The organism is Pseudomonas sp. MDT1-16, from assembly GCF_054898115.1.
Genome location: NZ_CM142717.1, coordinates 1792241 through 1817822, shown reverse-complemented (window position 1 = coordinate 1817822; position 25582 = coordinate 1792241). Strand labels below are relative to the sequence as shown.

The window sequence follows — 25582 nt, the reverse complement described above, 5'->3', positions numbered from 1 at the left end:
GTAAAAAGGGCACAGGAGCTTTATACTCCTGCGCCCGTTTTGCTCTTGAGGACTTATCTCGTGTCCAATGTCGTTGCCGACCATCTCGTCTTGCTTGACCACTTGCGCAGCATCCTGGTCGCCGTGGGTGAGGCCGAACAGGTTCCCGAAGAAAGCCATGCCTTGTTCCTGGAGCGCTTCGACGAACTGCGTGCGCTGCTGCCGGTCGACCCGATCGAAAGCCAATACCTGGGCCAGGACATTCTGTGCCAGGTGATCACCCGCTATCCGCAAATTGCCCACCTGGTCCCTCGCGACCTGTTGTGGTACTTCGCCGGTGACTGCCTGCATTACATGCCCGACGATGAAATCGACCTGTACCAGGCGCTGGAAGAACGTCGCTTCGAAGCCGAACAAAACGACGAACCGTTTGACTGGAACCAGGAAAAACAGCTGCTGGCGATGTCGAACCAGGACAGCAAGCACTGATCCACGGTCAGAAATGCAAAAGGCCCGTATGGTTGAACATGCGGGCCTTTTTTTGACCTTCGCTTCAGAGCAACCCATCACTCTCCGGCAACTCATACTCCGCCGCGACCTTGCCCGAATCACTCAACTTGCCTGGCTTGCTCAGGGTCGGTTCCTTTTCCAGGCACTCCACCAGATAGTCGATCAGCACCCGTAACTTCGGTGGCAGATAGCGGGTTGGCGAATGCAGCAACCAGGCACCGCCGTGGTAAGACGCCAGAAAGGTCCAGTCCGGCAGCACCTGCACGATCAGCCCCTGCTCCAGCGCATAACGCGCGGTGAAGTACGGCAGGCTGCCAATCCCGATGTGCTGCAACACCGCGCCTAACCGCACGCCGGTGTGATTGGCCGCATAACGTCCGCGTACACCAACGGTTACAGCCTTGGTGCCTTTCTTGAATTTCCAGCGCGCATCGCTCGGGGTTTCGCCCAGGTAGATGCAGCTGTGGTTGAGCAAGTCGTGAGGATGAGTCGGTGTGCCGTGTTCGGCCAGGTATTGCGGGGTTGCACAGAGTAAATGATCGATGGTCAGCAATTGCCGCCCTACCAGTCCAGCGGGTGGCCGATCAGTAATACGAATCGCCAGATCAACGTTGTCGTCGATCAAATCCACCTGGCGGTCTTCAAGTAACAACTCCACATCCACTTTGGGATAACGCCGCAAAAATTCCGGCATATGCGGATGAATCACGAACCGCCCCACCGCCTTCGGCACGCTGACTCGCACCAGTCCTTGCGCTTCATGGGTGAACTGACCGCTGATTTCCATCACCGACTTGGCTGCACTGACCATCTCCTGGCAACGCTTGAACACCTCTTCGCCACCGTCGCTCAAGCGCAACTTGCGCGTGGTTCGTTGCAGCAAACGAGTGGCGAGCGCCTTCTCCAGACGCGAAATGCTGCGACTGACCGCCGAGGGTGAAGCACCCAACTGGCGAGCGGCCTCGGAGAAGCTGCCGGTCTCGACAACCTTGACGAAAGTCGCCATTTCACCGAGCAGCGGCAGTGGAAGATTTATGCTCACAACGCAACAGTCCTTTGATGTTTGAACGGATTATCACGCAATTCCACGCTTCATATAATAAAAATAGAATTGTTAATAAGGGCATGGAATATGACGCTTCGCCTCTTTTTCCATAGTGATGACCTCAAGGCCAATGTGGAAGTCCTGGATTGCACGCCCTACGAGAACGAATTTGCTGTGGTGCTTCGCGCCACGTTGTTTCACCCCCAAGGCGGAGGACAGCCCTTTGACACCGGCTGGATCGGCGAAAGCCGGGTGCTGCGCGTGGTTCAGGATCCGGACCGGATCATCCATTTCGTCGACCACCCGGTAAAACTCGGCATGACCCAGATTCGGGTCGACGAACAACGCCGCCAGTTAAACACCCACATGCATTCTGCCGGCCATCTGATCGGCCACTTCGTCCAGGCCATGGGCTGGATGCCGATCAAGGCTCATCACTGGCCGGGCGAAGGACGTGTGCAGTTCAAACCGGCGGATTCAGCACAGGACGTTGATGCCCAGACCCTTCAGTACGGCATTGAGCAATGGATCGCCCACGACCTGCCGCGTCTGACGTCACTGCGCGAAGGCGCCCGGGAAATCGGTTTCGGTGAACTGCCCGCCTACGGTTGCGGCGGCACCCATGTCCGTAGTCTGAAGGATTTGGGCACGGTCACGATCGCGTCCCTTTCGCAGAAGAAAGGCACGCTGTCAGTCCACTACAGCGTGGATTGAGCATTTGGGCGATGCCGCTTTCGTCATCGCCTAAGCCGGGGGAGCCCGCGTTCGCGGGTTCTGTTGACTATCTGATAGATGGACCTAAGACATGATGCTTGACGTCGAGCGTCTCGATGAGACGTGCATAAAAAAACTGGTCAACGAAGAAGTCCTCGCCATCCGCGTCAAAGGCTTGTTGCCCAAGCCGCTGGCGATTCAGATTGGCGACAAGATCCTCGCCCCCGGCTTCGAAGGCTATGTCAATGCGCCGAGCATCGGCCGTATCGGCATGGCGTTTTATGAAGCGGAAAACCAGCCGCTGCTGATCGAAGATTATTTCGAACGCGCTACCCGCAACATTGCGGAACTGCGCAACCGGTGTGCGCCTTATTCGTCCCCTGTCGACACCCTGCGCTGCATGCTCGATGAGTCGTGGCCGGCGGGTGCGCACCTGGAAAACCTCTACGGTCGCAAGATGTATGTCGGGTTGTCTCGGGTGGTGAAACCCGGGATCTGTTTTCTGGCCCACCACGATATTTTCGCCAAGGACGCGCCGGACAGTTACCAGGCCAGAAGCCTGGAAGCGCAGTTCGCCTGCAATGTTTACCTGAACATGCCCACCGAGGGGGGGGCACTGCAGATGTGGGACCACGGACTTTCTCCGGATCAGTTCGACGAAATGCGTGGCGACAGTTACGGCATCGATCCGGCTCTGCTCGGCACTCCGGCCCTGGAGATTCTTCCCGAACCCGGTGATTTCATCATGTTCAATTCGCGCTGCATGCACTCAGTGACACCGGGTGTGGCCGATCCGCGCTTGAGCCTTTCGTTCTTTGTCGGCTATCGCGGCAATGCTTCACCCCTTACTTTCTGGAGTTGAGATGCTTTCGAATTACCTGGGCGAGTTTCTGGCGCTGGCAACTATCCACTTTCTGGCCGTGGTCGCACCCGGACCAGACTTCGCAGTGACCATCCGTCAGAGCGTGCGCTTCGGTCGATTGGTCGGGATTTGCACGGCACTGGGCATCGGCGCAGGCATTTCGGTGCATGTGCTTTACACCCTGCTCGGGGTCGGCGCGTTGATGCACACGACGCCCTGGCTATTGACGGTAGCCAAGGTGGTGGGCGGTGCCTACATTCTGTACCTCGGCGTCAGCCTGGTGCGCAGCAAACCCAAAACCGTACTGGAGGGCGACAAGGGCGCAGACGAGCCGGTTATCGAGCAAACGTTGCTGAAGGCCTTTACCACGGGTTTCCTGACCAACGCTACTAACCCCAAGGCCACGCTGTTTTTCCTTGCGATTTTCACCACGCTCATCAGCGCCACGACACCTCTGAAGATCCAGGCGCTGTATGGAGTGTGGATGTGTTTTGTGAACGCGCTGTGGTTCGTGATCGTCGCGCTGTTCTTTTCCAGCGCCCGGGTACGATTGCTGTTCATGCGCATGGGGCACTGGTTCGAGCGGACGATGGGGGTGATTCTGATTTTGTTCGCTGGACGCTTGATTCTGTCGATGTAACACCTGCGCCAATGGAAAAGGCCCGCTCAATCAAACTGGCGGGCCTTTTTCGTTTCTGCGGCGCTTTTGCATTTCTGTGCGACAGATCCCACTTCAGGGACTCCCTACCGCTCCCTCGTGGTGTTAGCTTGGAAATGTTTCTGTCTCATCGATCAAAAACTTCTCACAAACTGCCTGCAAAGGAATGCCCCCAGCAATGAATTTCTCACTCAAGCACCTGGCTGCGTCAACCCTGATACTGGCCAGCTTTTCGTCGTTCACCCTGACAGCGCACGCCAACATCACCCCGCAACAGAGCGCGATCATCCTCAATACCTTCAGTGATGCATCGGTAACGGATTTCAGGCAGTTCCTGGGAGGCCTGGCCAAGAGCGACCTCGCCAAAACCGACGATCTCGGCCCGGCCATCAGTGCCTTCCTCGACAACAAGCCGCTTTCCGCTGAACAGCAGAACGAAATCCATCGCCTGCTTGGCCTCTACGCACGTGTGAAGTACGGCGCCGCTGCCACCGAGACCCTGCGTGAACTGGTGGCAATCCCGACCTTTCGTGTGGACGGCGTTGACCAGCACGACAATCCGGAATTCATCAAGATCGCCGACAAGATCAAGGGCCTGGCCCAGGCTTTCAACCTGAACTTCCGCAACATCGACAATCGCGTCTATGAAATCTCCCTTGAGGGCAGCAGCGATGAAGTCGTGGGCATCCATGCTCACGCTGATGTGGTGCCGGTGACGCCGGAGAACTGGGTGCTGAAGGATGGCACCAAACTCGATCCATTCAAGATAACCCTGATCGGCGACCGCATGTATGGCCGGGGCACCGAAGATGACAAGAACGGCATCGTCGTGGCGCTGTACGCGATGAAGGTGATCAAGGAAGAGAAGCTGCCGCTGGCGCGCAATTTCAAGCTGCTGGTGGATACCACCGAAGAAACCACTGGCGACGCCATTCCTTATTACTTCGAACACAACCCGACCCCCAACTACAACATGGCACTGGATGGCGGCTACCCGGTGGTGATTGCCGAGAAGGGCTACGGCACGGTGATGGCGGACTTCCCCAAACGCAAAGCCGAGGGCAAGGGCGCGGAAATCATTTCGATGACCGGCGGCCTGGCCACCAACCAGATTCCGTCGGCTTCCGTCGTCACCTTGCTGACTGACAAACCCGTCGAACTGGCCGCCAGCCTGCAAAAGGCCGGCGCTGATTATGCCAAACGCAATGGCGGCGACTTCGAAGTAAGCGCCAAGGTCGACGGCAAAGACGTCAAACTGACCGTCACCGGCGTTTCCGCCCACTCGTCCGAACCTGAATCAGGCGTCAACCCGGTGGCTCGGATGCTGGACTTCATCCACGGTCTGGACGGCAAGGTCGCGCTCAAGCACAACCACATCACGGACGCGGCCCGCTACGCCACCGACAACTGGGGCCTGGACTACAAGGGTGGCAAGTTGGCCGTCGGTTTTTCCGATGCGTTCATGGGCCCGCTGACCACGTCCCTGACCTACGTCGGGATGGATGAAAAAGCCTTCAAACTCGCGGTCAACCTGCGGGTGCCGAAAGGCAAATCGCCGGAAGCGCTCAAGGCGGAAATAGCCGAGAAGATTGCTGCCTGGAGCAAGAAAACCCATGTTGCCGCGACCTTTGACTACTCGATCGCCGAGCCGATGTACCGCAACCCTGAGGGTGAATGGGTCAAGGCGCTGCTGGCTGTGGCCAGCGAAAACCTCGGTATGAAACAAGAGTTCGGCACCTCCGCCGGCGCTACCTCGGTGCATGAACTGCCCAATGGCGTGCAATTCGGCTTGGCGCGTCCCGAGGTCAAGTACACCGGCCACACCGACAGCGAGTTCAAGACCGTCGACCAGTTCCTGCTGGATCTGCAGATCGTGACCGAGATGATGGGGCGCATCGGGCAGTTGCCGAAACTCTGATTCTCCTTCGGACCCGCTGTTCAGGCGGGTCCGACGCGTTGATCGTCTTGATTCCAATACAAACAAAAAAAGGACCTTAAGGTCCTTTTTTATGGATGACGCACAAACAAAAACGCCGCTCAATGAGCGGCGTTTTCGTTAAATATGGAGCGGGAAACGAGACTCGAACTCGCGACCCCGACCTTGGCAAGGTCGTGCTCTACCAACTGAGCTATTCCCGCAAATGGCGTCCCCTAGGGGACTCGAACCCCTGTTACCGCCGTGAAAGGGCGGTGTCCTAGGCCACTAGACGAAGGGGACACGCTAACTGAAACACATGGTGTGTATTTCAGTGCCCAAATCCGCATCCGAAGATGCTGGTTCTGGTTTCACTCAGCCCTGCCCAAAAGCAACGCTGTTTAAAATTGGAGCGGGAAACGAGACTCGAACTCGCGACCCCGACCTTGGCAAGGTCGTGCTCTACCAACTGAGCTATTCCCGCATTGGCGTCCCCTAGGGGACTCGAACCCCTGTTACCGCCGTGAAAGGGCGGTGTCCTAGGCCACTAGACGAAGGGGACACACGTACAACGTTCACTCCCTACCGCGTTTCGCTGTGTGCTTTACGCTGTAAGTGGCGCGCATTCTATGGATGGATTGAGGGGTCGTCAACCCCCAGATATAAATTTATTTAAATCAATGACTTCGCCCTGCTTTAAGACCCTAATCCGGCTTTTCCGCCGCCCGGCGTTTGACGCCTATATTCTGACATCCGCCAAGGCGTTATAGTCCACCCACGCCAACGATGATGGCAATGTGCACCTCGCACGCTATTACTTATATAAGCAGGAACGCGGCCGATACAGGCAGTGCAGTAGCCGATTCAACTCGCCAAGCGGCGCTATGCGTCCCAATGCCAAGCCACTACACTCGCACGCGAACCCCATAAAGAGGTCTTACCGGTGACACCACTCATGATCACCCTGCTAGTCGTAGCCGGGATCGCACTATTGATCACCATTGGCTACATGAACCATGTGGTGGAAAACAATAAGCTGGAAAAGGCCCGCACCAAGGTTGAGCTCAACGATCGTCTGCGTCGTTGCGGCGAAATCACTGAAACCTTTCCCGGCCAGTTGATGACACCGGCACTCAAGCTGCTGTTGACCCGCCTGGAACTGAACGTCTGCCAACGCCTGCTCCATCTGGAAAAAACCAGTTCCAACCTTAAGGCACGGATTGGCGAATTGAACGCCTTGGTCGCTCAGGGCGAATCGATCCCGGTCAACAACCCGCCGGCACCGATCCAGACCGAAGCCAAAGCCAAGGACGTACGCTTCCTGCTCGAAGCCCTGCACGGCCAAATCACCCGCGCCGCACATGACGGCTTCTTGCCGACCAACGAAGCCAAACGCTGGATCCGCGAAGTTCGCCACATCCTTGTCCTGCTGCACATCGAATTCTTCAACAACCTCGGCCAGCACGCCCTGCAACAGAACCAGCCCGGCCAGGCCCGCCTGGCGTTCGAACGCGGCGTGCAATACCTGCGCAAACAACAGGAACCCCAGGTCTACGCCGAACAGCTGGAATACCTGGAAAAACTCCTGGCTCGCGCCAACGCACAAGTCATGGACAACATCGCCCCGGTAGAAGGCGAAGTGAACCAACTGACCGAAGGCCTCAAAGACGTCGAGGCCGATGCGGACTGGAAGAAAAAAGTGATCTACGACTGATCAGTGAAAGCAGAAAACAAAGCCACCTAAACAGGTGGCTTTGTTTTTGCGTTGAGTTTGGCGTGTACACCCAGGAAAGTTAGGTCAGCCGTCAGGCCGCCTTCGTCCATGTACATCTAGAGCCTGAAGTGCCCCACCATCCCCTTCAACTCAACCCCCAACTGCGCCAATTCAATACTGGAAGCCGCATTCCCCTGCATCGCCAACGAAGACTGATCCGCACTGGCCCGAATACTCGTGACACTGCGATTAATCTCCTCAGCCACTGAACTCTGCTCCTCGGCAGCCGCTGCAATCTGCTGGTTCATCTGCTGAATCAATGACACTGCCGCCGCAATACTCCCCAGCGCACTCTCAGTCTGCAACGCATCACTCACCGCAAGCTTCACCAACTCCCCACTGTTCTGAATCTGCTGAACAGAAGACTGAGCCGCCGAGCGCAAGGCACTCACCAGTCGTTCGATCTCCTCGGTCGATTGCTGAGTGCGCTTGGCCAGTGCCCGCACTTCATCGGCCACCACCGCAAAGCCCCTGCCCTGCTCGCCGGCTCGAGCCGCTTCAATGGCGGCGTTGAGGGCCAACAGATTGGTCTGCTCGGCCACACTCTTGATGACGCTCAGCACCGTACCGATGTTCTGGATTTGCGCACTCAAACTTTCGATGCTCGAACTGGCCGAGGTGGCTGAATCCGCCAACTGCTCGATCCGCGCCATGCTCTGGCGCACCACCTGCTGACCACTTTCAACCTTACCGTCAGCCGTTTGCGCCGCCTGGGCAGCCTCCTCCGCGTTACGTGCAACGTCATGCACGGTGGCGGTCATCTGATTCATCGCGGTAGCGACCTGTTCGGTTTCTTCCTTCTGGCTGCTGACTTCAAGATTCGTCTGCTCAGTCACCGCCGACAGCGACTGCGCCGAACTGGCCAACTGTTCGATGCCCGCCTGCAAACCGCTGACAATACTGCTCAGCCCAGCGCCCATCTGCTGCATGGCCTGCATCAACTGCCCGATCTCGTCACGGCGGGTCACTTCGACCGTCGCACTCAAATCGCCAGAGGCAATCTGTTGAGCAACACGGATCACACTGCGCAGCGGTGCCACGATCAAACGGGTAATCACCCAGGCCGCAATCAGCCCGACCAGCAACGCTAGCGCCGAGGAACCGATGATCAGCAGCGAGTTCTTTTTCAGCTCCGTCTGCATCGACTGATCTTCGGCGACATAGGCCTGATCCACCCGTTCCACCACCTGCGCAGCGCGCTGATGCAGTTGTTGATAGACAGTCTTTTCCTGCGCCAACAGGCCGGTGTACTCGGCGAGTTTTTCGCTGAATCCACCAATGTGCCCGACCACTTCATTGAGGACAGTTTGGTAACCCTCATCCTTGACCGTGGTTTTCAGTTGCCCGGCCTGGCTCAGGGCCTGATCGGCCTGCTCAATCTTGCCCTGCCCTGCGCTGTCGTCGCCCTTGCGGCTCAGGTCCAGGCGCACACGTGCTTCGTTCATGGCTTGCAACATCAACCGCGACACCTGGCTGACCTGATTGGCTTGTTCGATGAACTGCCCTCCGTCCTTGCCTTCGGATTCTTTCAAGGTATAAGCACCGTCATCGGCCAGCCCGGCCTGCAGCACGTCGAGGTTATTGGCCACGCTGGACACCGACCAACTGGCCATCTCCAGCGCCAGGTCCTTGGCCTGGCTGAGCGAGACGAACTCATCAAAGGCCTTGCGGTAGGCCCCCAGGGATTGCTCGACGTCATTCATCACCGGCACGTTGGCCGCAGACGCCGCTTTCAGTTGGGTTGCTAGAGCGATCAGGCCGTCAACGCCCTCGCGCAAGGCATCGGCGGTTTTGGGATTACCGTGCAAGGCGTATTCCTGCTCGAGCAGTCTCACCTTGAGCAAACCGCTGTTGAGCGACGACATCTGCTTGAGCCCGTCGAAGCGCTGGCTGATGGTTTGCAGCGACCATACGCCGATGGCCGCCACCAAGGCTGTCAACAGCAGCACCAATACAAACCCGACACTCAGTTTTTTAGCCATACCGAGGTTGGCAAAACGTCCTTGCACGGCCGAATTCATTGCACTTAGTCCCCTGACATAGTCTGTTGACGCAGATTCGCAACGGGCCTGTATCAACACAAGTCTCTAGCGTCTGAATAATGGCAAAAAGCTACGCTCACGTCGTTTTCAGAACGCTTGAGGTCGATCCAGAGAGGTGGCTCGAAAAAATGCCCGGGCTCGCGGATCACAGGCATAGGCCACATTGATGCGCTGCCAGTCATTGGCCTCTCCGGTGGGACTGAATGCCGTCGCAGAAGACAACAGAACACCGAAGCGCTGTGCCTGAGTCCGCACCTGAGCGTAGTCGGACTTACGTGATCGCGCCCAGATGAACAGGCCTCCGACCGGCTTGCCAAAGACCTCCCACTCGGCGTCTTCAAGCACTTGCAACGCCGCCTCCCTGTCATTGCTCAAACGCTGGCGCTGGCGCTGTACCAATTTGCGGTAGGCACCGTTGGCCAACAGGCTTGCCAGCACCGACTCGCAGAACCGTGAAGCACCCATGCTGCTGATCATCTTGACCTCGGCCAGACGCGAAATAACCCCGGCGCCGGCCACGACAAAACCGACCCGCAACGAACTGCTGAGGGTTTTGGAATAGCTGCCGACGTAGATCACGTTGTCATCAATATCGAGCGCGGCGAGCCGCGTACCGAGGCCGCTGTGCAAATCCGCATAGACGTCGTCTTCGATAACCAGAAGGCCATAGGTTTTGGCCAATTGCAGAACCCGCTGCGCCACCGCCGGCGCCAAGCTGCTGCCCGTCGGATTGTGATAGAAGCTATTGATGAATATCCCGCGAGGTCGGTCCTTCACCAGCAGCGCCTCAAGCGCTTCAATGTCCGGCCCGCGCGGGGTTCGCGGCACCTCGATCATGCTGACACCGTGCAGCCTGAGCAGATCGAACAGCAAGGAATAACCGGGATTCTCTACCACCACGCAATCACCTGGCTTGAACAAGGTCCGCACAATCAGGTCAAGCCCCTGACTGGCACCCGCCGTTGTCAGGATCCGGCTTTCCTCCACCACGATATCCAGCTGTTTCAGGCGTTTGTGGATCTGCTGGCGCAAGGCTGGCAGGCCCAGCGGCGTGCTGTAGTTGAACAAGCCAGCCATGTCGGTGCGGCTGACCTGACAGATCGCGTAGCTAAGGTCGTCAGTTTCGCGCCAGCTCTCGGGCAGTCCACCACACCCCAATTTAAGTTCGCCCGAGGTGCCGCCCTGCTTCACTTCTGCCCCCTCGAACCAGGGGCAATCCTGTTGCACCTGAGTGGCCAGCGCTGGAATGGCGACAATGAAACCGGCGCCATGACGCGACGCCAGCACCCCTTGAGCCACCAGACGCTCACAGGCTTCAAAGACGCAGGACTGACTAAGCAAATTGATCCGGGCGATTTGCCGCACGGAAGGCAAACGCGTCCCCGGCGGCACCTCGCCACGGCGAAGCCAGCAGGCTAACGCGTCGACGATTTGCTGTACGACCGGCACCAATGCCCGTCGATCGATTCTCAACTCCATGAGCAAGCAAACTCCTGTCCGTTTTGCGGGAAACAGTTAATCACAGGAGCGGTCGATGAGCTGTGCGACAACGCCGCCAAAACCCTCGGTTCTAACCATTTGAAACACATTGGCCGGCCCCTTTAAGGAACCGAAAAAAAACCCGCACAAATGCGGGTTTTTTCCTACGTTGCAGCGCCTGGTTTCAGAACGCTGTCACGCCACCGTCTACCGCCAGTGAATGCCCCGTGGTGAACGCTGCGCCATCGCTGCACAGGTACAGCACCGCACTGGCAATTTCCTCGACCTTGCCGATGCGCCCGACCGGGTGCATGGCATTGGCGAACTCGCCTTTCTTCGGGTCGGCTTCATAGGCACGGCGGAACATGTCGGTGTCGATCACGGCCGGACACACTGCGTTCACCCGAATCTTTTTCTTGGCGTATTCGATGGCCGCCGATTTGGTCAGGCCGATCACCGCGTGTTTCGACGCCGCGTAAATGCTCATCTTCGGCGCAGCCCCAAGGCCGGCTACCGAAGCGGTGTTGACGATCGCACCGCCGCCTTGGGCCAGCAGCAATGGCAACTGGTACTTCATGCACAACCAGACGCCTTTGACGTTGACGCCCATGATCGCGTCGAACTCATCGACCGTGCCTTCGGCCAGCTTGCCTTTCTCAATCTCGATGCCGGCGTTGTTGAAGGCATAGTCGAGACGGCCGTAGGTATTGACCACTTCGTCCATCAGATTTTTTACATCGCTTTCCAGCGTGACATTGCAACGCACGAAGGTCGCTTCGCCGCCCGCCGTACGAATCAGTGCCACAGTGCCTTCACCCCCGGCCGTGTCCATGTCGGCCACTACCACTTTCAAGCCTTCAGCGGCGAAAGCCTGGGCGGTCGCGCGGCCAATGCCATTGGCCGCGCCTGTCACAACGGCGACCTGGCCAGAAAACGTCATGCTCATTGTTATGTCCTCGAAGAGAAGATGCGGGGGATCGCGTGTTCGCAATCTAGCCACAGGGGCCTGCGGCACGGCAGCACTATCAGAAGGCCGGTTGGGCGCCCATGAGTGACAGTGATAAAACCGGCGGTTTGACTATCACTGCACTGGATCGATATGCATTCGCCGCATCAGCCAAACTTGCGGCATCGATCATGAAGGTCTATCAACAAGTCTTCATTCATCTTGAGTGCCTGTCATGACTACCCAGACCAATCGCCAGTTCCTGCTTGCCAAGCGTCCGGTGGGCGCGGCGACCCGTGAGACCTTCACCTATCAAGAAGTACCGGTCGGCGAACCGGCCGCGGGTCAGATACTGGTCAAAAACGAATACCTGTCCCTGGACCCGGCCATGCGTGGCTGGATGAACGAGGGCAAGTCCTACATTCCACCCGTCGGTATCGGCGAAGTGATGCGCGCATTGGGTGTAGGCAAAGTCGTTGCCTCGAATAATCCGGGCTTTGCGGCCGGGGACTACGTCAACGGTGCCCTGGGTGTGCAGGATTACTTCCTCGGCGAGCCACGCGGTTTCTACAAGGTCGATCCGAAACTCGCGCCTCTGCCGCGTTATCTGTCGGCGCTGGGCATGACCGGGATGACCGCTTATTTCGCCCTGCTCGATGTCGGCGCGCCAAAGGCGGGTGACACCGTGGTGTTGTCAGGTGCTGCGGGTGCGGTGGGCAGCATTGCCGGGCAGATCGCCAAGATCAAAGGTTGCCGCGTGATCGGCATCGCGGGCGGCGCGGACAAGTGCAAATTCCTGATCGACGAACTGGGTTTTGACGGTGCCATCGATTACAAAAACGAAGACGTCCACGCCGGCCTCAAGCGTGAATGCCCGAAAGGCGTGGACGTGTATTTCGATAACGTCGGCGGCGATATCCTCGACGCGGTATTGAGCCGTCTGAACATGAAGGCGCGGGTGGTGATTTGCGGCGCCATCAGCCAGTACAACAACAAGGAAGCGGTCAAAGGCCCGGCCAACTACTTGTCGTTGCTGGTCAACCGCGCGCGGATGGAAGGCTTTGTGGTAATGGACTACGCCGCACAGTTCGCCGCCGCCGGGCAAGAAATGGCCGGCTGGATGGCCAAGGGGCAGCTCAAGAGCAAGGAAGATATTGTTGAAGGACTGGAGACGTTCCCGGAGACGCTGATGAAGTTGTTCAGCGGCGAGAATTTTGGGAAGTTAGTGTTGAAGGTTTAAAAGCTTCGCGGGCAAGCCTCGCTCCTACAAGTCATGGGTCGGTCGACCCATGACTTGTAGGAGCGAGGCTTGCCCGCGAATGATTTTGGAGGCGCTGCTTAAGCCAGTTCGGCGACTACGGCCGCCAACGCCTTGGCCGGATCCGCGGCCTGGCTGATCGGACGGCCGATCACCAGATAATCGGAACCGGCATCCAGCGCCTGACGCGGCGTCAGAATGCGGCGCTGATCGTCCTGGGCGCTGCCCGCTGGACGAATCCCCGGAGTGACCAGTTGCAGCGACGGGTGTGCCGATTTCAGGGCCCGGGCTTCCAGAGCCGAGCAAACCAGACCATCCATCCCGGCTTTTTCCGCCAACGCGGCCAGACGCAACACTTGCTCCTGCGGCTCGATATCCAGACCGATCCCCGCCAGATCCTCACGTTCCATGCTGGTCAGCACGGTCACGCCGATCAGCAATGGTTTCGGACCGGTACGCTGGTCGAGCACTTCGCGGCACGCGGCCATCATGCGCAAACCACCGGAGCAGTGCACATTGACCATCCACACGCCCATTTCCGCAGCCGCCTTGACGGCCATGGCGGTGGTGTTCGGGATGTCATGGAACTTGAGGTCCAGGAATACTTCGAAACCTTTGTCACGCAAGGTGCCAACGATTTCCGAAGCGCAGCTGGTGAACAATTCTTTACCGACTTTGACCCGGCACAGCTTCGGGTCCAACTGATCGGCCAGCTTCAGTGCGGCGTCACGGGTGGGGAAATCCAGGGCGACGATGATAGGAGTCTGGCAGGCGGACATGAGTGGGCTCTCAGGCAGGTCGAAATCGGCGCGCATTGTAGCGGAACCAGCGCCTCTACGGGACCCGATGATCGGTAATTCGTCGAGGCGGCTCAATCAAGACTAGCCCTTGCGTCAATTGTGTCGAGTCAGATACACACATGACACGCCTGCAACACCCTTCAACGTTACCTTCGGCAGCCGCAACACGTCCTTACAGCACTTCCACATCCCTATCCTGATGCTCACTGCCCGTTGCGAACCGACCGACCGGATCATCGGCCTGGAACTGGGCGCCGACGACTACAGGGGTGGACAGTTGAGCCTGGAAGAAACGCCCGGTGGTGGCCTGACAGCAGTGATTCGCCTGGCCCGAGCCTGATCACAACTCTGTGTACCGTTCGGTACAAACCCCATATACCCACGACAACTTGCCCCTTGAGGCTGCATAAGCCGGTGCACCCACCGGTTACCCATTCCAAGGAGTGAGCCCAATGATCGGTAGCGTCAGCAGGGAGAGAATACGGACAGCTCCACCGATCAGTCGAACGTGACCGAAGCCCTGAACAAAATGATCGCTAACCTGAGCAAGCAGTACTCGCTCGACAATGTGGCGACCGTGGCAAGTACCTGAACGTGGCCACTTAAGTCAAAAGCCCACTGACCTTCACCGGTTCAGTGGGAACGATCAAGGGCGCCGATCTTCAACCCGAGACTGGCTCTTGCTCCAGTCGGTCAGCAGGCTGTAGGCCACCGCCAACAATGTCGGGCCGATGAACAAGCCAATAAACCCAAAGGCAATCAGCCCGCCAAACACCCCGAGCAGCACTATCACCAACGGCAAATTTCCGCCCCGGCTGATCAGGTACGGTTTGAGCACGTTGTCGACGCCACTGATGATGAACGTCCCCCAACTTCCGAGAAACACCGCCATCCCGTACTCACCCTTCCACGCCAACCACGCCGTGGCCGGAATCCACACCAGTGGCGGGCCCATCGGAATCAGGCTCAGCAAAAATGTAACAATCCCTAGCACCAGTGCCCCTGGGACCCCGGCAATCAAGAACCCGATCAACGCCAGAACCGCCTGGGCCGCCGCCGTCCCGATTACACCGTTCACCACCCGCTGCACCGTGCCCGCCACCAATTCGATGTAATACCCGGCACGGTCACCAATCAGCCGTTCCAGCAGCCCATGAACAAACGCCGCCAGACGCGGCCCGTCACGGTAGAAAAAGAACACGAAGACGATACTCAATGTCAGCTCGAGAATCCCGCCGCCAATTTGCGCACTGCGCGCCAGCAACCAGTTGCCGACCTGGCCCAGATAAGGTTTGACCGCCAGCATCATCGCCGCGCCCTGCTGATCGATGCTGTTCCAGATCCCCACCAGCCGCTCGCCCACCAGGGGAACACTGCCCAGCCAGGTCGGCGCTTCCGGCAGCCCATCGACCTGCACATCCTTGATGAACGCCGTGGCATCGCGCACATGGTCCGCGAGGTTGAACCCCAGCCACACCAACGGCACCGCCACCAGCAACATCCAGCCCAGCGTCAGCAATGCCGCCGCCAACGACTCGCGACCATTGAGCCAACGCGTCAGCAAACGCATCAGCGGCCAACTGGCAAACGCCAGCACCGCGCCCCAGAACAGCGCCGACCAGAACGGTGCCATCACCCAGAAGCTCGCGCCAAACAGCACCAGGAGCAGGATCTGCACCAACAGCCGATCGTTATTGATCATCTAAATCTCGAAAAAAGTCAGTCCGCAAAAGAGTAGGCGAACGCGGCTTGCACGTTCGCCTGATAAAGCTTATCGCAACAGTTCGATGTGCAAGCCTGCGCCCTCGACGCTGCCGGCTTCCATCCTGGCGGTACGCACACCCTGCCCGATCAGTGCCTGACGCCAGGCTTCGGCCTTCGCCCCGGAAACACTGACCCGCAACGTGGTGTCCAGATTCAATCCACGGGAGATCAGGCGCAGCCAGGCATCGTCAGGATCGCCGGTCAGCTTGGGGAAATCGAGCTCACCGGTGCTTTTGAGCTCCCGAAGCAAGGTGGCAGACGTCGGCAACAAATCGCCCAGCGGCGCAGCGGCGTCGAACTGTTCGACGTGCAAATAGGCTTTGCGATTGCCGCGCGTGATGCTGTAAAGCGCCACCAGCGTGTTGTCCTGCGGAGCCGCCAGGCGCAACAGCAAATACGCTTGCTGATCATCAGCGCCATAGAGCTTGGCATTGCCGAAGACATCGTTAGCCCACAGGCTGCTTTCGCCGCAATCACGGGCCTGGCACCAGAACAGCAGTTGGGCGCCCTGCTTCTGCAAGGTTTCACGAGCGGCGGTGAAGGCGTCGGTTGACGAATGCTCCGGCGGTAATTCGTAGGTTACCGAGGTGGCCGTTCCACCGGCGCTGACCTGACCATCGAAGCGCAACTGGCCGCTGATTTTGCGGATCGAACCCAGTGGATAGATCCGCTCAAGTTCGGCGACCGGACGATAGTCGACGATCTGCGCATCGGCCATACGCGGCACGATCGGCAGGTCCTGGCTGCCCGGGACATCGGCGGCAAACAACAGGGGACTGAAACAACACAGCGTGAGCAGACTGAGTGAACGCATGGATAGACTCATCGGATCAGCATGGCCTGGGCACCTTTGACGACACTGGCGTCATCGATGCGCTCGGGAACCAGCAAACCACGCTGCACCGCCGGACGCGCCTCCAGGGCTGCCATCCAGCGTTGCAAGGCTGGCAAGCCGTCCACCGCGACACCGGACCACTCGTGACCACGAACCCACGGAAAAGTGGCGATGTCGGCAATGCTGTACTCACCGGCCAGAAACTCCACGGCTTGCAGGCGCGTGTCGAGTACTTCATAGAGGCGACGGGTTTCATGCTGATAACGGTCGATGGCGCCCTGGAGTTTCTCCGGGAAATAACGGAAAAACACGTTGGCCTGGCCTTGCATCGGGCCGATCCCACCCATCTGGAACATCAGCCATTGCAGGACCACCGAACGCCCCTTGGGGTCTTTGGGTAACAGTTTGCCGCTCAGTTCAGCGAGGTAAATCAGGATGGCGCCGGATTCGAACACGGCAAAATCGCCGTTGGCGCGGTCGACAATCGCCGGTATCCGGCCATTGGGATTGATCTTGAGGAAGTCCTTGGACTTCTGTTCCTTTTTATCGAAACTCAGGGCGTGCACCGTGTAGGGCAAGCCGAGTTCCTCGAGCACGATAGAGACCTTGTGGCCATTCGGGGTCGCAGCGGTGTAGAGATCTATCATGGTTGTCTCCCATTTCAACCCGCCCAGCCTCGACAGTTGCCCGGCGCAAGTCAAGGAACGGCGAAGAACCTATTGAAACAGTCTGCGACAAGGTCGGCGCCGGGTTCGTCATTCAGGTGCAAATGATGGCCGCCAGGCAGCTGTTCACGGCTAAAGGGTAGACGCTCCAGCAACTCGGGATGTTTGGCTAGCATGCCGTCGGCAGCCACCACCAGTTTTGCAGGACAACTGACCCGCAGGACGAAGGCCATCGCCTGTTCGGTGGTCAGACGCAGCGGCGACGGTAACGTAAGGCGGTTATCGGTGCGCCAGGTGTAACCACCCGGCACCGGCATCAATCCACGTTGGGCCAGTAGTTCCGCGGCTTCGCGACTGACCGCTACCAAGCCTTTCATGCGCGCCTCGATGGCCCGGTCGAGCGTTTTGTAGACCGGTTTGCGCTTCTCCCGCAAATCCAGCTGCGCTTGCAGGGCCATGCCCATCCGCTCGGCAGCGTTTTCGCCTTTGTCTGTAGGAGGAATGATGCCGTCGATCAACGCCAGATGGGTCACTCGCTCCGGCAACGAACCGGCCAGCACCAGCGAAACAATCGCGCCCATGGAATGCCCCAGCAGTGCGAAGCGTTTCCAGCCCAGTTGTTCGGCGACTTGCAGCACGTCATGGGCGTAGTCCCACAGCGCGTAACCGGCACCGGTCGGACGATGCCCGGAATGACCGTGACCGGCCATGTCCAGCGCAACGATGCGCAAGCCTTTGAGCTTCGGCGCCAGTCGGGCAAAGCTGTTGGCGTTGTCCAGCCAGCCATGCAAAGCGATCACCGGCATGCCGTCTTCGGGACCGAACAGGTGCGCTGCCAGCTCTATGTGCGGCAGGCTAAGGCGGACTTCCTCAACGACGTTGCTCATGCGCAATCCCGTAGGCGGCGACCTTCCCAGCGGCTGAACAGATTTTTCAGCAGCGTGGCCGTGTCCTGGGGACGCTCGAGGGGAAACATGTGGCCGCCGGGCAGGGTCAGCGACTCGCCCAGCGGCATGCGCCCCACAGCGCTTGCGTGATGACGCATCACCACGCGGCTTTTGTGCCCTCGAACGACGGCGAGGGGCACTTTCAGCTGCCGTGCGCGACCCGGACTGGTGTGCGGCACGCCACGGTAGATGCTGATTTCCGTCGCCGGGTCGAAGCGCAAACGCAGCGTGTCGCCCACCTTGTGCAAGCCGTGTTGCAGGTAGGCGTCGAAGCATTCCGGATCGAAGCCACGGAACAGGGTTTTGCCAGCGAAATACCGTCGAGCCGCTTCCAGATCGGCGAACTCTTCGCGCCGCCCCAACGTACGACCGGCCGGAGTCAGGCGATCGATGAAACCAAAGCGTTTGGCCGCACGGATCACCCATTGATCGGCACGGGTCAGCACCGGCGAATCAAGCATCACCACGCCGCGATAGAGCTCGGGGCACCGCAACGCCGCGTGCAAGTGCAGCACGCCACCGAAGGAATGGCCGACGCCCCAGACTGGTTCCGGTTGCTGCTTGAGGTGATGAATCAGCTCGTCCACCAGGTTGTACCAGTTGTCGTCCGCCGGAAAACGCGGGTCGTGGGCGTGCTGCTCCAGATGCGTCACCTGATACTCGGGCGCCAGCGCCGCGAACAACTTGCCATAGGTGCCCGAGGGGAAACCGTTGGCGTGGGCGAAAAAAATCTGCTGCGACATACCGGTCGATCCATGAGCTAGAACAGGGGTTGATTGTCTGTAAGCCAGTCGCGAACCGCAATGACCGTAAGTGCCAGGAATGATGACAGTCCGGTCAGGGTGATGTCGATCCTTGTAGCAGCTGGCGAAGCCTGCGTTCGGCTGCGAAGCAGTCGTAAATCCTGCCACCTCGATTTGCCTGAGACACCGCGGTGAATGGTTTTACGACTGCTGCGCAGCCGAACGCAGGCTGCGCCAGCTGCTACAAGGAATTGCGTTTCAGCGGGTTGGCGGATTCTCACCCAACGGCACCACCGCCATGGTCAACCGCGACACACAACTGGCTTTGCCTTCATCGCTGCTCAGCCGAATGTCCCAAACATGCGTCGTGCGGCCAATGTGAATCGGCTTGGCCACCGCCGTGACCCGCCCACTGCGCAAGCCGCGCAAATGGTTAGCGTTGATTTCCAGGCCTACGCAGTAAAACTTGCTGGCATCGATGCACAGGTAGCTGGCCATCGAGCCGACGGTTTCGGCCAGCACCACCGAGGCGCCTCCGTGTAGCAATCCGTAAGGCTGGTGAGTGCGGTGGTCGATGGCCATGCTCGCGGTCAGGGACTCTTCGTCGAAGGCTTCGAAGCGAATATCCAGCACTTCGCCAATGGTGTTTTTCTGGATTGCGTTCAGCTGCTCGACGTTGGGAGTGGTACGCCACAGACTCATCGTTGCTTTCCTTGGTTAGTGTTATTCGTGGCTCAATCCTGCCACAGCACCACTTCACTGCGCTCGCTCCATTCTTCGAAACGGGCACCGTACGCGGCTTCGATCACGTTGCGCTTGATCTTCAGGGTCGGCGTCAGGAAGCCGTTTTCCACCGCCCAACTGTCCTTGACCACCACCAATCGACGCAAGCGTTCGTGTTTATCGAGGACGCCGTTGACCTCCTCCAGAAGTTTTTCCAGGCTTGAATGCAGACCTGCGCGCGCCGTTCCGCTGGCGTCCTGCTGACCGACCGCCGAAAGCACGCACAACCCCAGCGGCGCACTCAGGCCATCGCCGACCACGCACACCTGCTCGATCCGCGAATGCTCCGCCAGACGATTTTCGATCGGTGCCGGGGCGACGTATTTGCCTTTGCTAGTCTTGAAAATCTCTTTCAGGCGCCCGGTCAGGCGCAGGTTGCCTTCGGCGTCCTCCTCACCCTTGTCGCCGGTGCGCAGGAAGCCGTCCTCGGTGATGGTTTCGGCGGTTTTCTCAGGCTCCTTGAAATACCCGAGCATGGTTGCGCCGCTGCGCACCATGACCTCCCCCGACTCGGCGATCCGCACCTCGACCTCCGGGCATGGCTTGCCGATCCAGCCGGGTTTGTTCTGGCCCGGCAGGCACACGTGCGAATAGCCGCAGCTTTCGGTCATGCCGTAGACCTCCAGCACATCCAGGCCCAGTTTGCGGTACCACAACAGCAAGGTTTGCGGCACTGGCGCGGCGCCGGACAAGGCGATGCGCAAGGCATCCAGCCCGAGCCCGACGAGGACTTTGTGCCCGACCCGCTTGCCGATGATCGGCAGACCGAGCAGGAAGTCGAGACGCTTTGCCGGGATCTTGCTGTACACGCCCATCTGGAATTTGGTCCAGATCCTCGGCACGCCGAACAGCGCAGTCGGTCGTGCACGGCGCAAATCGGTCAGGAAGGTGTCCAGGCTCTCGGCAAAAAATACCGTTTGCCCGGTGTAGATCGACGCCAGCTCGACGAACATCCGCTCAGCGACATGGCACAGCGGCAAGTAGGACAGCAGCCGATCCGACTCATTCAGGCCGAACAACTGCGTGCCGCGCGTGGTGGCAAACCCCAGATTGGCGAAGCTGTGCATCACGCCCTTGGGCATGCCGGTGGTGCCGGAGGTGTAAATGATGGTCGCCAACTGGTCGGCGGACGGCTTGGGATCGTCCTGGATCGGTGAGCTCTTTTGCAGGTCGGCCCAACTGAAATCGAACGTGCCGGGCGGATGCAACGGCAGGCTGATCGTCGGCAGATCAGCGCTGACCCCGCGAGACATGCCAGGCCAGTCATCGAGTTTACCGATAAACACCAGCGCCGCTTCCGAATGCTCAAGAACCTGGGCCACGGTCTCGGCGGTGAGGTTCGGGTAGAGCGGCACCGACACATGGCCGGCCATCCAGATCGCCAGGTCGGCGATGATCCAGTGCGCGCAGTTTTTCGAGATCAGGGCGATGTGGCTGCCTTGTGGCAGTTCGCGCGCGCGCAACCAGTGTGCGGCGCAACGGGCCTGATGCCCGACGTCTTCCCAAGTCAGCGTTTCGACCTGGCCGCCGCCCGTGGGCTGGACCAAAAAGCGCTGGCGGGGATGGCGCGCTTCACGCTCGTAAAAAACGTCCAGCGGCAAACGAAAAGCAGCAGGCATGCGACTCGCTCCTTTATTTTTGGTCTGGAGCAAGCGTAGTCAACCAAGCAGTTGCTCGGTTGACTATTTTTATGGGTGTTTGATGCCCTTGAGCTTCATCGCGCCGGCCAACGGCCCTTCGCCTTCAAGCTCGGCAAGGCCGGCGGTGGGGACCGCTTCCGGGCCCTGCACATGACCGTGCTGAAGGTAACCCAGCAGATTGCCCACCAGCGGGTTATGACTGACCAGCAGCGCGTGATCGACAGACACCAACTGCTCTGCCACCGCTTGCGGCCGATTGTCCGGGGTCAGCCACTCGACGGTGCGAATCTCCGGTTGGAAGCCCAGGGCTTCACGTACCAGCATCGCGGTCTCCTGCGCCCGCAGGAAAGGACTGGCATAGATCGCGGTAAGCGGCTGGCCGATCAACTCGGCGGCAGTGCGCAGCACTTCTTCACGACCATGGACCGTCAGTGTCCGCTCGGAATCAGGACGTTTGCCGTGTGGTTCAGCTTCACCATGACGCAATACCCAGAGTTTCATAGCTTGGGCTCCTCATCTCGTGCCGGGTGCGGGGCTGGCGCCACGACATGCGGCGCTTCACCTTCCGGTGTACGCGGCGTCGGCCAGTCGGCGAACGGCCAGGGTTTCTGGTCGCTGTGGAAACTGCCGAAACGACCGATCTGCGCCAGAAACTGGCTCAGGCTGTCGCCGAAATTCATCAGGCTGGCGCTTGGGGCACCATAGATCAAACGATAGATCAACTGCACCAGCACCACGGCGCCGAGGATGAATTGCGCCACTTGCCAGACCAGCACGTAGACAATCATCCACAACACACGCAGCAGGATGGATTCGTACTTGGCTTCTTCTTTCGGATCGTTCATGTCTCGCTCCCTGCCCCTGTCAATTGAGTGTTCAGTTGAAACCACTGGTGGAAATAAAGTCGACGTCGGTTTTAGGCTCGGCACGCATCAATAGACCGATCACCTGCTCCAGCGTGCGCCCTTCGAACAGGATGGCGTGGAGCCCGGCGACCAGCGGCATATACACGCCCACTTCCTGAGCCTTGGCCTTGAGCACCTTGAGGGTGTTCACCCCTTCGGCAACTTCGCCCAGCCGCGTCACGGCATCTTCCAGACTCAAGCCCTGGCCGAGGGCGAACCCGACCTGGTAGTTACGGCTTTTCGGCGACGAGCACGTGACGATCAGATCGCCGACGCCCGCCAAACCGAGGAAGGTCATCGGGTTGGCGCCCTGATTCACTGCAAAGCGGGTCATTTCCGCCAACGCCCGGGTGATCAGCATGCTTTTGGTGTTTTCGCCCATGCCCAGCGCCACCGCCATCCCGGCAATGATCGCGTAGACGTTTTTCAACGCGCCGCCCAACTCCACGCCAAAACGGTCGGCGCTGGCGTACACGCGAAAGGTCCGGCCATGCAACGCCTCCTGGACCCGCTGGCAGAGTTCTTCGTCTTCGCTGGCGACCACCGTGGCGGTCAGCGCGTGTTCGGCGATTTCTCGGGCCAGGTTCGGGCCGGACAGCACGCCGATGCGCGCTTGCGGGGCGATCTCTTCGAGAATTTCGCTCATCAGTTTGAAGGTGTGGGCTTCGATGCCTTTGGTCAGGCTCACCAGCAACTTGCCGCTCAAACGTGCGGCATGCGGAGCCAGCACTGAGCGCAGCGCACTGGACGGCAGCGCGACGAAGCACAGGTCGCAAGCTTCCAGAGTGGCCAGCAGGTCTGTGACAGGCTCGACGGCCGGAAGAATCTTGATGCCTTTGAGGTAACGCGGGTTCTCGCGATTGACCCGAATGGCTTCGGCCTGTTCAGGGTCACGCATCCACTGCCGCACCTGATGCCCGTTCTCGGCCAGCAGATTAGCCACGGCGGTACCAAAACTTCCGCCTCCCAGGACCGCAATTGGGCGCTGTTCAGTCATATGCAATCCGTTAATCCATACCAGTGGCGATGACGGCATTATACGGAGCGGCCCAGTGGCGGCCAGTCCCCGTATCAATTACCGGCACTTGTAGGAAGAAGACCAAGAAAACCGACGAAAATGCCCACAACGTGACTGGAAAAGTCATTGCGCTCGGTTAACATGCGGGCCAATTGTTCGCGATCAAGGATGTGTTGTGTCATTTGGTTCCCCATCACCTCGCTCGCCGCTGGTACTGGCGCTGATCTTCAGCTCGCCATTGCTCGCCGACGACTTGTTTCTGGACAGCGAGCCGCTGCCGCAAGTGCTGACCGCGACGCGGCTCAAGCAATCGCCGGCCGCAGTGCCGGGAAGCATGACGGTGATCGACAGCGAACTGATCAACGCCAGTGGTGCCCGTGACATCAGCGAGTTGCTGCGACTGGTGCCGGGGATGATGGTCGGCAACATCAGCGGTAACCAGGCGGCGGTGAATTATCACGGCACCAACGCGACCGAAGCGCGACGCCTGCAAGTGTTGATCGATGGCCGCTCGGTGTACCGCGCAGGTCTGGCCACGGTGGACTGGAGTGACATTGCGGTGGCCATGGAAGACATCGAACGCATCGAAGTTTTCCGCGGCCCGAACACCGTCAGCTATGGCGCCAATGCGCTGATGGCGGTGGTCAACATCATCACACGCAATCCGGCCGCCAGCCACGGCACGCGGCTGAAAATCACCCGCGGGCAGCGCGGCATCGACGACTTTTACGCCAGCCAGGGTGTGGGCTGGGACGGCGGCGACCTGCGCCTGTCACTGTCCGGTCAACAAGACGACGGCTTCGACTCGGACCGTAACGGCGCCGATTACCGCGACAGCCGCCGCTTGAATCGCTTCAACCTCGCGGTCAGCCAGACGCTCACTGAAAACCAGAGCATCGATTGGCAATTGAATGCCAAGGACGGGACCAACCAGCGGCCGTATACCTACCGCCCGGTCTTCTCGGGGATTACCGCTGCCGGGAACAATTCCGACGTCATCGCCAAGGACTACGCGGGCTCGCTGCGCTGGAACCTCGACATCAATCCCGATCACAGCCTTTATATCCAAGGCTCGGCGCAACACTGGGATCGTCAGCAAACCTGGCGTGCCTGCGATGCCGAGGTTTCGTTCAGCCCGCAGTTGACCGAGCTCTGGCAGCTCAACCCCAATTACACCGAACGCCTGGCGCGCAACATGGAGCGCTACACCGGCCTCGGCGCGCCCGCCGGTGACCCGGCCCAGCGAGCACTGGCCAATCAAGTGTTGGACCAGTGGAGAAACGGCGCCCGACAAACCCTCTGCGGTGACATCGACCAAAGCGCCCGGGAGTCGCGCTACGACCTCGAAGTGCAGGACACCCTCAGCCTGTCCGATCATCTGCGGCTGGTCAGCGGTATGAATTATCGTTACGACCGGGCAGATTCCGAGACTTACTTCAATGGCACCCTCGACGACACCACTTGGCGGGCGTTCGGCCAACTCGAGTGGCGCGCCACCGAGCATTGGTTGCTGCAGGGCGGAGCGATGTTCGAAGACACGCAATTGATCGGCAGTTCGCTCACCCCTCGGGTGGCGATCAACTACCTGATCAACCCGCGCCATGGCTTGCGGGCAGTGTACTCGGAAGCCATCCGCTCGCCGGACATGTTCGAAAACAACGTCAACTGGAGTTACCGGGTGACCCACCTGCGACCCAGTGCCTATGGCCAGTCCAGTGCCCGCTACTTCGTCAAGACCCGCGGCCCCGGCGACCTCGAACAGGAGCACATGCGCTCCCGGGAGCTGGGCTACAACGGCTACTTTGCCGAGTGGGGACTGGCGGTCGATGTGAAGCTGTTCTACGACGAAATCACCGCAATGATCAGCGAACCGCTGCGCAACAATCAGTACATCGCCAGCAACTCGAACAGCTCGCGCTTCTCCGGGACCGAAACCCAGCTCGACTGGCGAGTCAGCCGCGCCGATCGCCTGCGCCTGACGTATGCCTACGTCGACGCCGAGGCGAGCAACCCACAGGATGCGCACCAGACTGCCCGAAATAGCGGTTCCCTCGGTTGGCTGCGCAACTGGGGCCATGGTTGGAACAGCGCGTTCTTCTACTATGGTGACGATACCCTGAACGGCTATCGCTTCGAACGGGTCGACACACGCATCGCCAAACACATCGGCCTGGGCAAGGCCAGCCTGGAATTGGCCGGCGTGCTCCAGCAACGCCTCGACAGCCAGCCCACGACCTTCGTCGACAATAACTACGACGAGCGCCGGGTGCTTTACTTCAGCGCGGAGCTGGCGTTCTAAG

At 59.4% G+C, this 25582-nt stretch carries 24 protein-coding genes, 4 tRNA genes and 3 pseudogenes; 11 read left to right on the top strand and 20 right to left on the bottom strand.

Annotated elements, in window-relative coordinates; all coding sequences use genetic code 11:
* The first annotated feature begins 60 nt into the window (after nucleotides 1–60).
* A complete protein-coding gene (locus ACYZT3_RS08225) occupies nucleotides 61–468 on the top strand; it encodes a PA2817 family protein (RefSeq protein WP_007905217.1) in 408 nt (135 codons plus the stop codon).
* 64 nt (nucleotides 469–532) lie between these two features.
* Here ACYZT3_RS08225 and ACYZT3_RS08220 read toward each other — a convergent pair whose 3' ends face one another.
* A complete protein-coding gene (locus ACYZT3_RS08220; protein ID WP_282375680.1) occupies nucleotides 533–1531 on the bottom strand; it encodes a LysR family transcriptional regulator in 999 nt (332 codons plus the stop codon).
* A 90-nt stretch (nucleotides 1532–1621) separates the two neighbouring features.
* Between ACYZT3_RS08220 and ACYZT3_RS08215 the strand changes: the two genes are divergently transcribed.
* The 4 genes from ACYZT3_RS08215 (at nucleotide 1622) to ACYZT3_RS08200 (ending at nucleotide 5686) form a co-directional block, all read left to right on the top strand.
* On the top strand, nucleotides 1622–2248 hold the full coding sequence (locus ACYZT3_RS08215) for an alanyl-tRNA editing protein (protein ID WP_282375679.1): 627 nt from the start codon (nucleotides 1622–1624) through the stop codon (nucleotides 2246–2248).
* A gap of 91 nt (nucleotides 2249–2339) precedes the next feature.
* The gene (locus ACYZT3_RS08210; RefSeq protein ID WP_282375678.1) at nucleotides 2340–3110 is read left to right on the top strand and encodes a 2OG-Fe(II) oxygenase; all 771 of its coding nucleotides are present in this window, start codon (nucleotides 2340–2342) and stop codon (nucleotides 3108–3110) included.
* 1 nt (nucleotide 3111) lies between these two features.
* A complete protein-coding gene (locus tag ACYZT3_RS08205) occupies nucleotides 3112–3750 on the top strand; it encodes a LysE family translocator (RefSeq protein WP_462031841.1) in 639 nt (212 codons plus the stop codon).
* Between the two features lie 196 nt (nucleotides 3751–3946).
* Nucleotides 3947–5686 (top strand): dipeptidase, encoded by a 1740-nt coding sequence (locus ACYZT3_RS08200; protein ID WP_462031840.1) that lies wholly within the window; start codon nucleotides 3947–3949, stop codon nucleotides 5684–5686.
* A gap of 145 nt (nucleotides 5687–5831) precedes the next feature.
* Here ACYZT3_RS08200 and ACYZT3_RS08195 read toward each other — a convergent pair.
* The 4 genes from ACYZT3_RS08195 to ACYZT3_RS08180 form a co-directional block, all read right to left on the bottom strand.
* Nucleotides 5832–5907: transfer RNA gene (locus ACYZT3_RS08195), tRNA-Gly, on the bottom strand.
* Between the two features lie 3 nt (nucleotides 5908–5910).
* A tRNA-Glu gene (locus ACYZT3_RS08190) sits at nucleotides 5911–5986 on the bottom strand.
* Nucleotides 5987–6091: 105 nt separating this feature from the next.
* Nucleotides 6092–6167 (bottom strand) — tRNA-Gly (locus ACYZT3_RS08185).
* A 2-nt stretch (nucleotides 6168–6169) separates the two neighbouring features.
* Nucleotides 6170–6245: transfer RNA gene (locus ACYZT3_RS08180), tRNA-Glu, on the bottom strand.
* 393 nt (nucleotides 6246–6638) lie between these two features.
* On the opposite strand from ACYZT3_RS08180, the gene ACYZT3_RS08175 reads away from it, so the two are divergent.
* Entirely contained in the window at nucleotides 6639–7397 is a 759-nt protein-coding gene (locus ACYZT3_RS08175; RefSeq protein ID WP_282375675.1) for a hypothetical protein, read from the top strand.
* A gap of 116 nt (nucleotides 7398–7513) precedes the next feature.
* Here the strand turns inward: ACYZT3_RS08175 and ACYZT3_RS08170 are convergent, their stop codons facing one another.
* The 4 genes and pseudogenes from ACYZT3_RS08170 to ACYZT3_RS08155 all read right to left on the bottom strand — a co-directional run bounded on the left by ACYZT3_RS08170 (nucleotide 7514) and on the right by ACYZT3_RS08155 (nucleotide 11924).
* Complete coding sequence (locus tag ACYZT3_RS08170) at nucleotides 7514–8377, bottom strand: methyl-accepting chemotaxis protein (RefSeq protein ID WP_462032351.1); 864 nt, start codon at nucleotides 8375–8377, stop codon at nucleotides 7514–7516.
* A pseudogene (locus ACYZT3_RS08165) lies at nucleotides 8375–9439 on the bottom strand (HAMP domain-containing protein); the annotation flags it as partial. The pseudogene ACYZT3_RS08165 and the gene ACYZT3_RS08170, both read right to left, overlap by 3 nt.
* A gap of 147 nt (nucleotides 9440–9586) precedes the next feature.
* Nucleotides 9587–10978, bottom strand: coding sequence for an aminotransferase-like domain-containing protein (locus ACYZT3_RS08160; RefSeq protein ID WP_462031839.1), 1392 nt, complete (start codon nucleotides 10976–10978; stop codon nucleotides 9587–9589).
* 184 nt (nucleotides 10979–11162) lie between these two features.
* Nucleotides 11163–11924: an SDR family oxidoreductase gene (locus ACYZT3_RS08155; protein ID WP_150631761.1), complete on the bottom strand. Its 762-nt coding sequence runs from the start codon at nucleotides 11922–11924 to the stop codon at nucleotides 11163–11165.
* A 101-nt stretch (nucleotides 11925–12025) separates the two neighbouring features.
* On the opposite strand from ACYZT3_RS08155, the gene ACYZT3_RS08150 reads away from it, so the two are divergent.
* Nucleotides 12026–12163, top strand: a complete 138-nt coding sequence (locus ACYZT3_RS08150) for a hypothetical protein (protein WP_282375672.1) — start codon at nucleotides 12026–12028, stop codon at nucleotides 12161–12163.
* Entirely contained in the window at nucleotides 12160–13164 is a 1005-nt protein-coding gene (locus ACYZT3_RS08145) for an NADP-dependent oxidoreductase (protein ID WP_462031838.1), read from the top strand. The genes ACYZT3_RS08150 and ACYZT3_RS08145 overlap by 4 nt, the downstream gene beginning before the upstream one ends.
* A gap of 98 nt (nucleotides 13165–13262) precedes the next feature.
* Here ACYZT3_RS08145 and pyrF read toward each other — a convergent pair whose 3' ends face one another.
* Nucleotides 13263–13961: an orotidine-5'-phosphate decarboxylase gene (gene pyrF, locus ACYZT3_RS08140; RefSeq protein ID WP_185752715.1), complete on the bottom strand. Its 699-nt coding sequence runs from the start codon at nucleotides 13959–13961 to the stop codon at nucleotides 13263–13265.
* 208 nt (nucleotides 13962–14169) lie between these two features.
* Here pyrF and ACYZT3_RS08135 point away from each other — a divergent pair.
* A pseudogene (locus ACYZT3_RS08135) lies at nucleotides 14170–14247 on the top strand (DNA-binding response regulator); the annotation flags it as partial.
* A 210-nt stretch (nucleotides 14248–14457) separates the two neighbouring features.
* Nucleotides 14458–14588: pseudogene (locus tag ACYZT3_RS08130) on the top strand (histidine kinase); the annotation flags it as partial.
* Between the two features lie 40 nt (nucleotides 14589–14628).
* Here the strand turns inward: ACYZT3_RS08130 and ACYZT3_RS08125 are convergent.
* From ACYZT3_RS08125 to ACYZT3_RS08080, 10 genes are all read right to left on the bottom strand, one after another.
* Nucleotides 14629–15684, bottom strand: coding sequence for an AI-2E family transporter (locus ACYZT3_RS08125; protein ID WP_282375670.1), 1056 nt, complete (start codon nucleotides 15682–15684; stop codon nucleotides 14629–14631).
* Nucleotides 15685–15753: 69 nt separating this feature from the next.
* Nucleotides 15754–16560 (bottom strand): DUF4892 domain-containing protein, encoded by an 807-nt coding sequence (locus ACYZT3_RS08120; RefSeq protein ID WP_462031837.1) that lies wholly within the window; start codon nucleotides 16558–16560, stop codon nucleotides 15754–15756.
* An 8-nt stretch (nucleotides 16561–16568) separates the two neighbouring features.
* Nucleotides 16569–17228, bottom strand: a complete 660-nt coding sequence (locus tag ACYZT3_RS08115; RefSeq protein WP_462031836.1) for a glutathione S-transferase family protein — start codon at nucleotides 17226–17228, stop codon at nucleotides 16569–16571.
* Nucleotides 17229–17278: 50 nt separating this feature from the next.
* On the bottom strand, nucleotides 17279–18133 hold the full coding sequence (locus ACYZT3_RS08110) for an alpha/beta hydrolase (RefSeq protein WP_462031835.1): 855 nt from the start codon (nucleotides 18131–18133) through the stop codon (nucleotides 17279–17281).
* Complete coding sequence (locus ACYZT3_RS08105; RefSeq protein ID WP_282375666.1) at nucleotides 18130–18936, bottom strand: alpha/beta fold hydrolase; 807 nt, start codon at nucleotides 18934–18936, stop codon at nucleotides 18130–18132. Before ACYZT3_RS08105 ends, ACYZT3_RS08110 begins: the two co-directional genes overlap by 4 nt.
* A 258-nt stretch (nucleotides 18937–19194) precedes the next feature.
* Entirely contained in the window at nucleotides 19195–19638 is a 444-nt protein-coding gene (locus ACYZT3_RS08100) for a hotdog fold thioesterase (RefSeq protein ID WP_282375665.1), read from the bottom strand.
* Between the two features lie 32 nt (nucleotides 19639–19670).
* Nucleotides 19671–21338: an AMP-binding protein gene (locus tag ACYZT3_RS08095; protein ID WP_462031834.1), complete on the bottom strand. Its 1668-nt coding sequence runs from the start codon at nucleotides 21336–21338 to the stop codon at nucleotides 19671–19673.
* 69 nt (nucleotides 21339–21407) lie between these two features.
* Entirely contained in the window at nucleotides 21408–21860 is a 453-nt protein-coding gene (sixA, locus tag ACYZT3_RS08090) for a phosphohistidine phosphatase SixA (protein WP_282375663.1), read from the bottom strand.
* Complete coding sequence (locus tag ACYZT3_RS08085) at nucleotides 21857–22204, bottom strand: DUF4389 domain-containing protein (RefSeq protein WP_462031833.1); 348 nt, start codon at nucleotides 22202–22204, stop codon at nucleotides 21857–21859. The genes sixA and ACYZT3_RS08085 overlap by 4 nt, the downstream gene beginning before the upstream one ends.
* 31 nt (nucleotides 22205–22235) lie before the next feature.
* Entirely contained in the window at nucleotides 22236–23261 is a 1026-nt protein-coding gene (locus ACYZT3_RS08080) for an NAD(P)H-dependent glycerol-3-phosphate dehydrogenase (protein WP_282375661.1), read from the bottom strand.
* A 196-nt stretch (nucleotides 23262–23457) separates the two neighbouring features.
* Between ACYZT3_RS08080 and ACYZT3_RS08075 the strand changes: the two genes are divergently transcribed.
* Nucleotides 23458–25581, top strand: coding sequence for a TonB-dependent receptor plug domain-containing protein (locus ACYZT3_RS08075; RefSeq protein ID WP_462031832.1), 2124 nt, complete (start codon nucleotides 23458–23460; stop codon nucleotides 25579–25581).
* Nucleotide 25582: the final 1 nt, after the last annotated feature.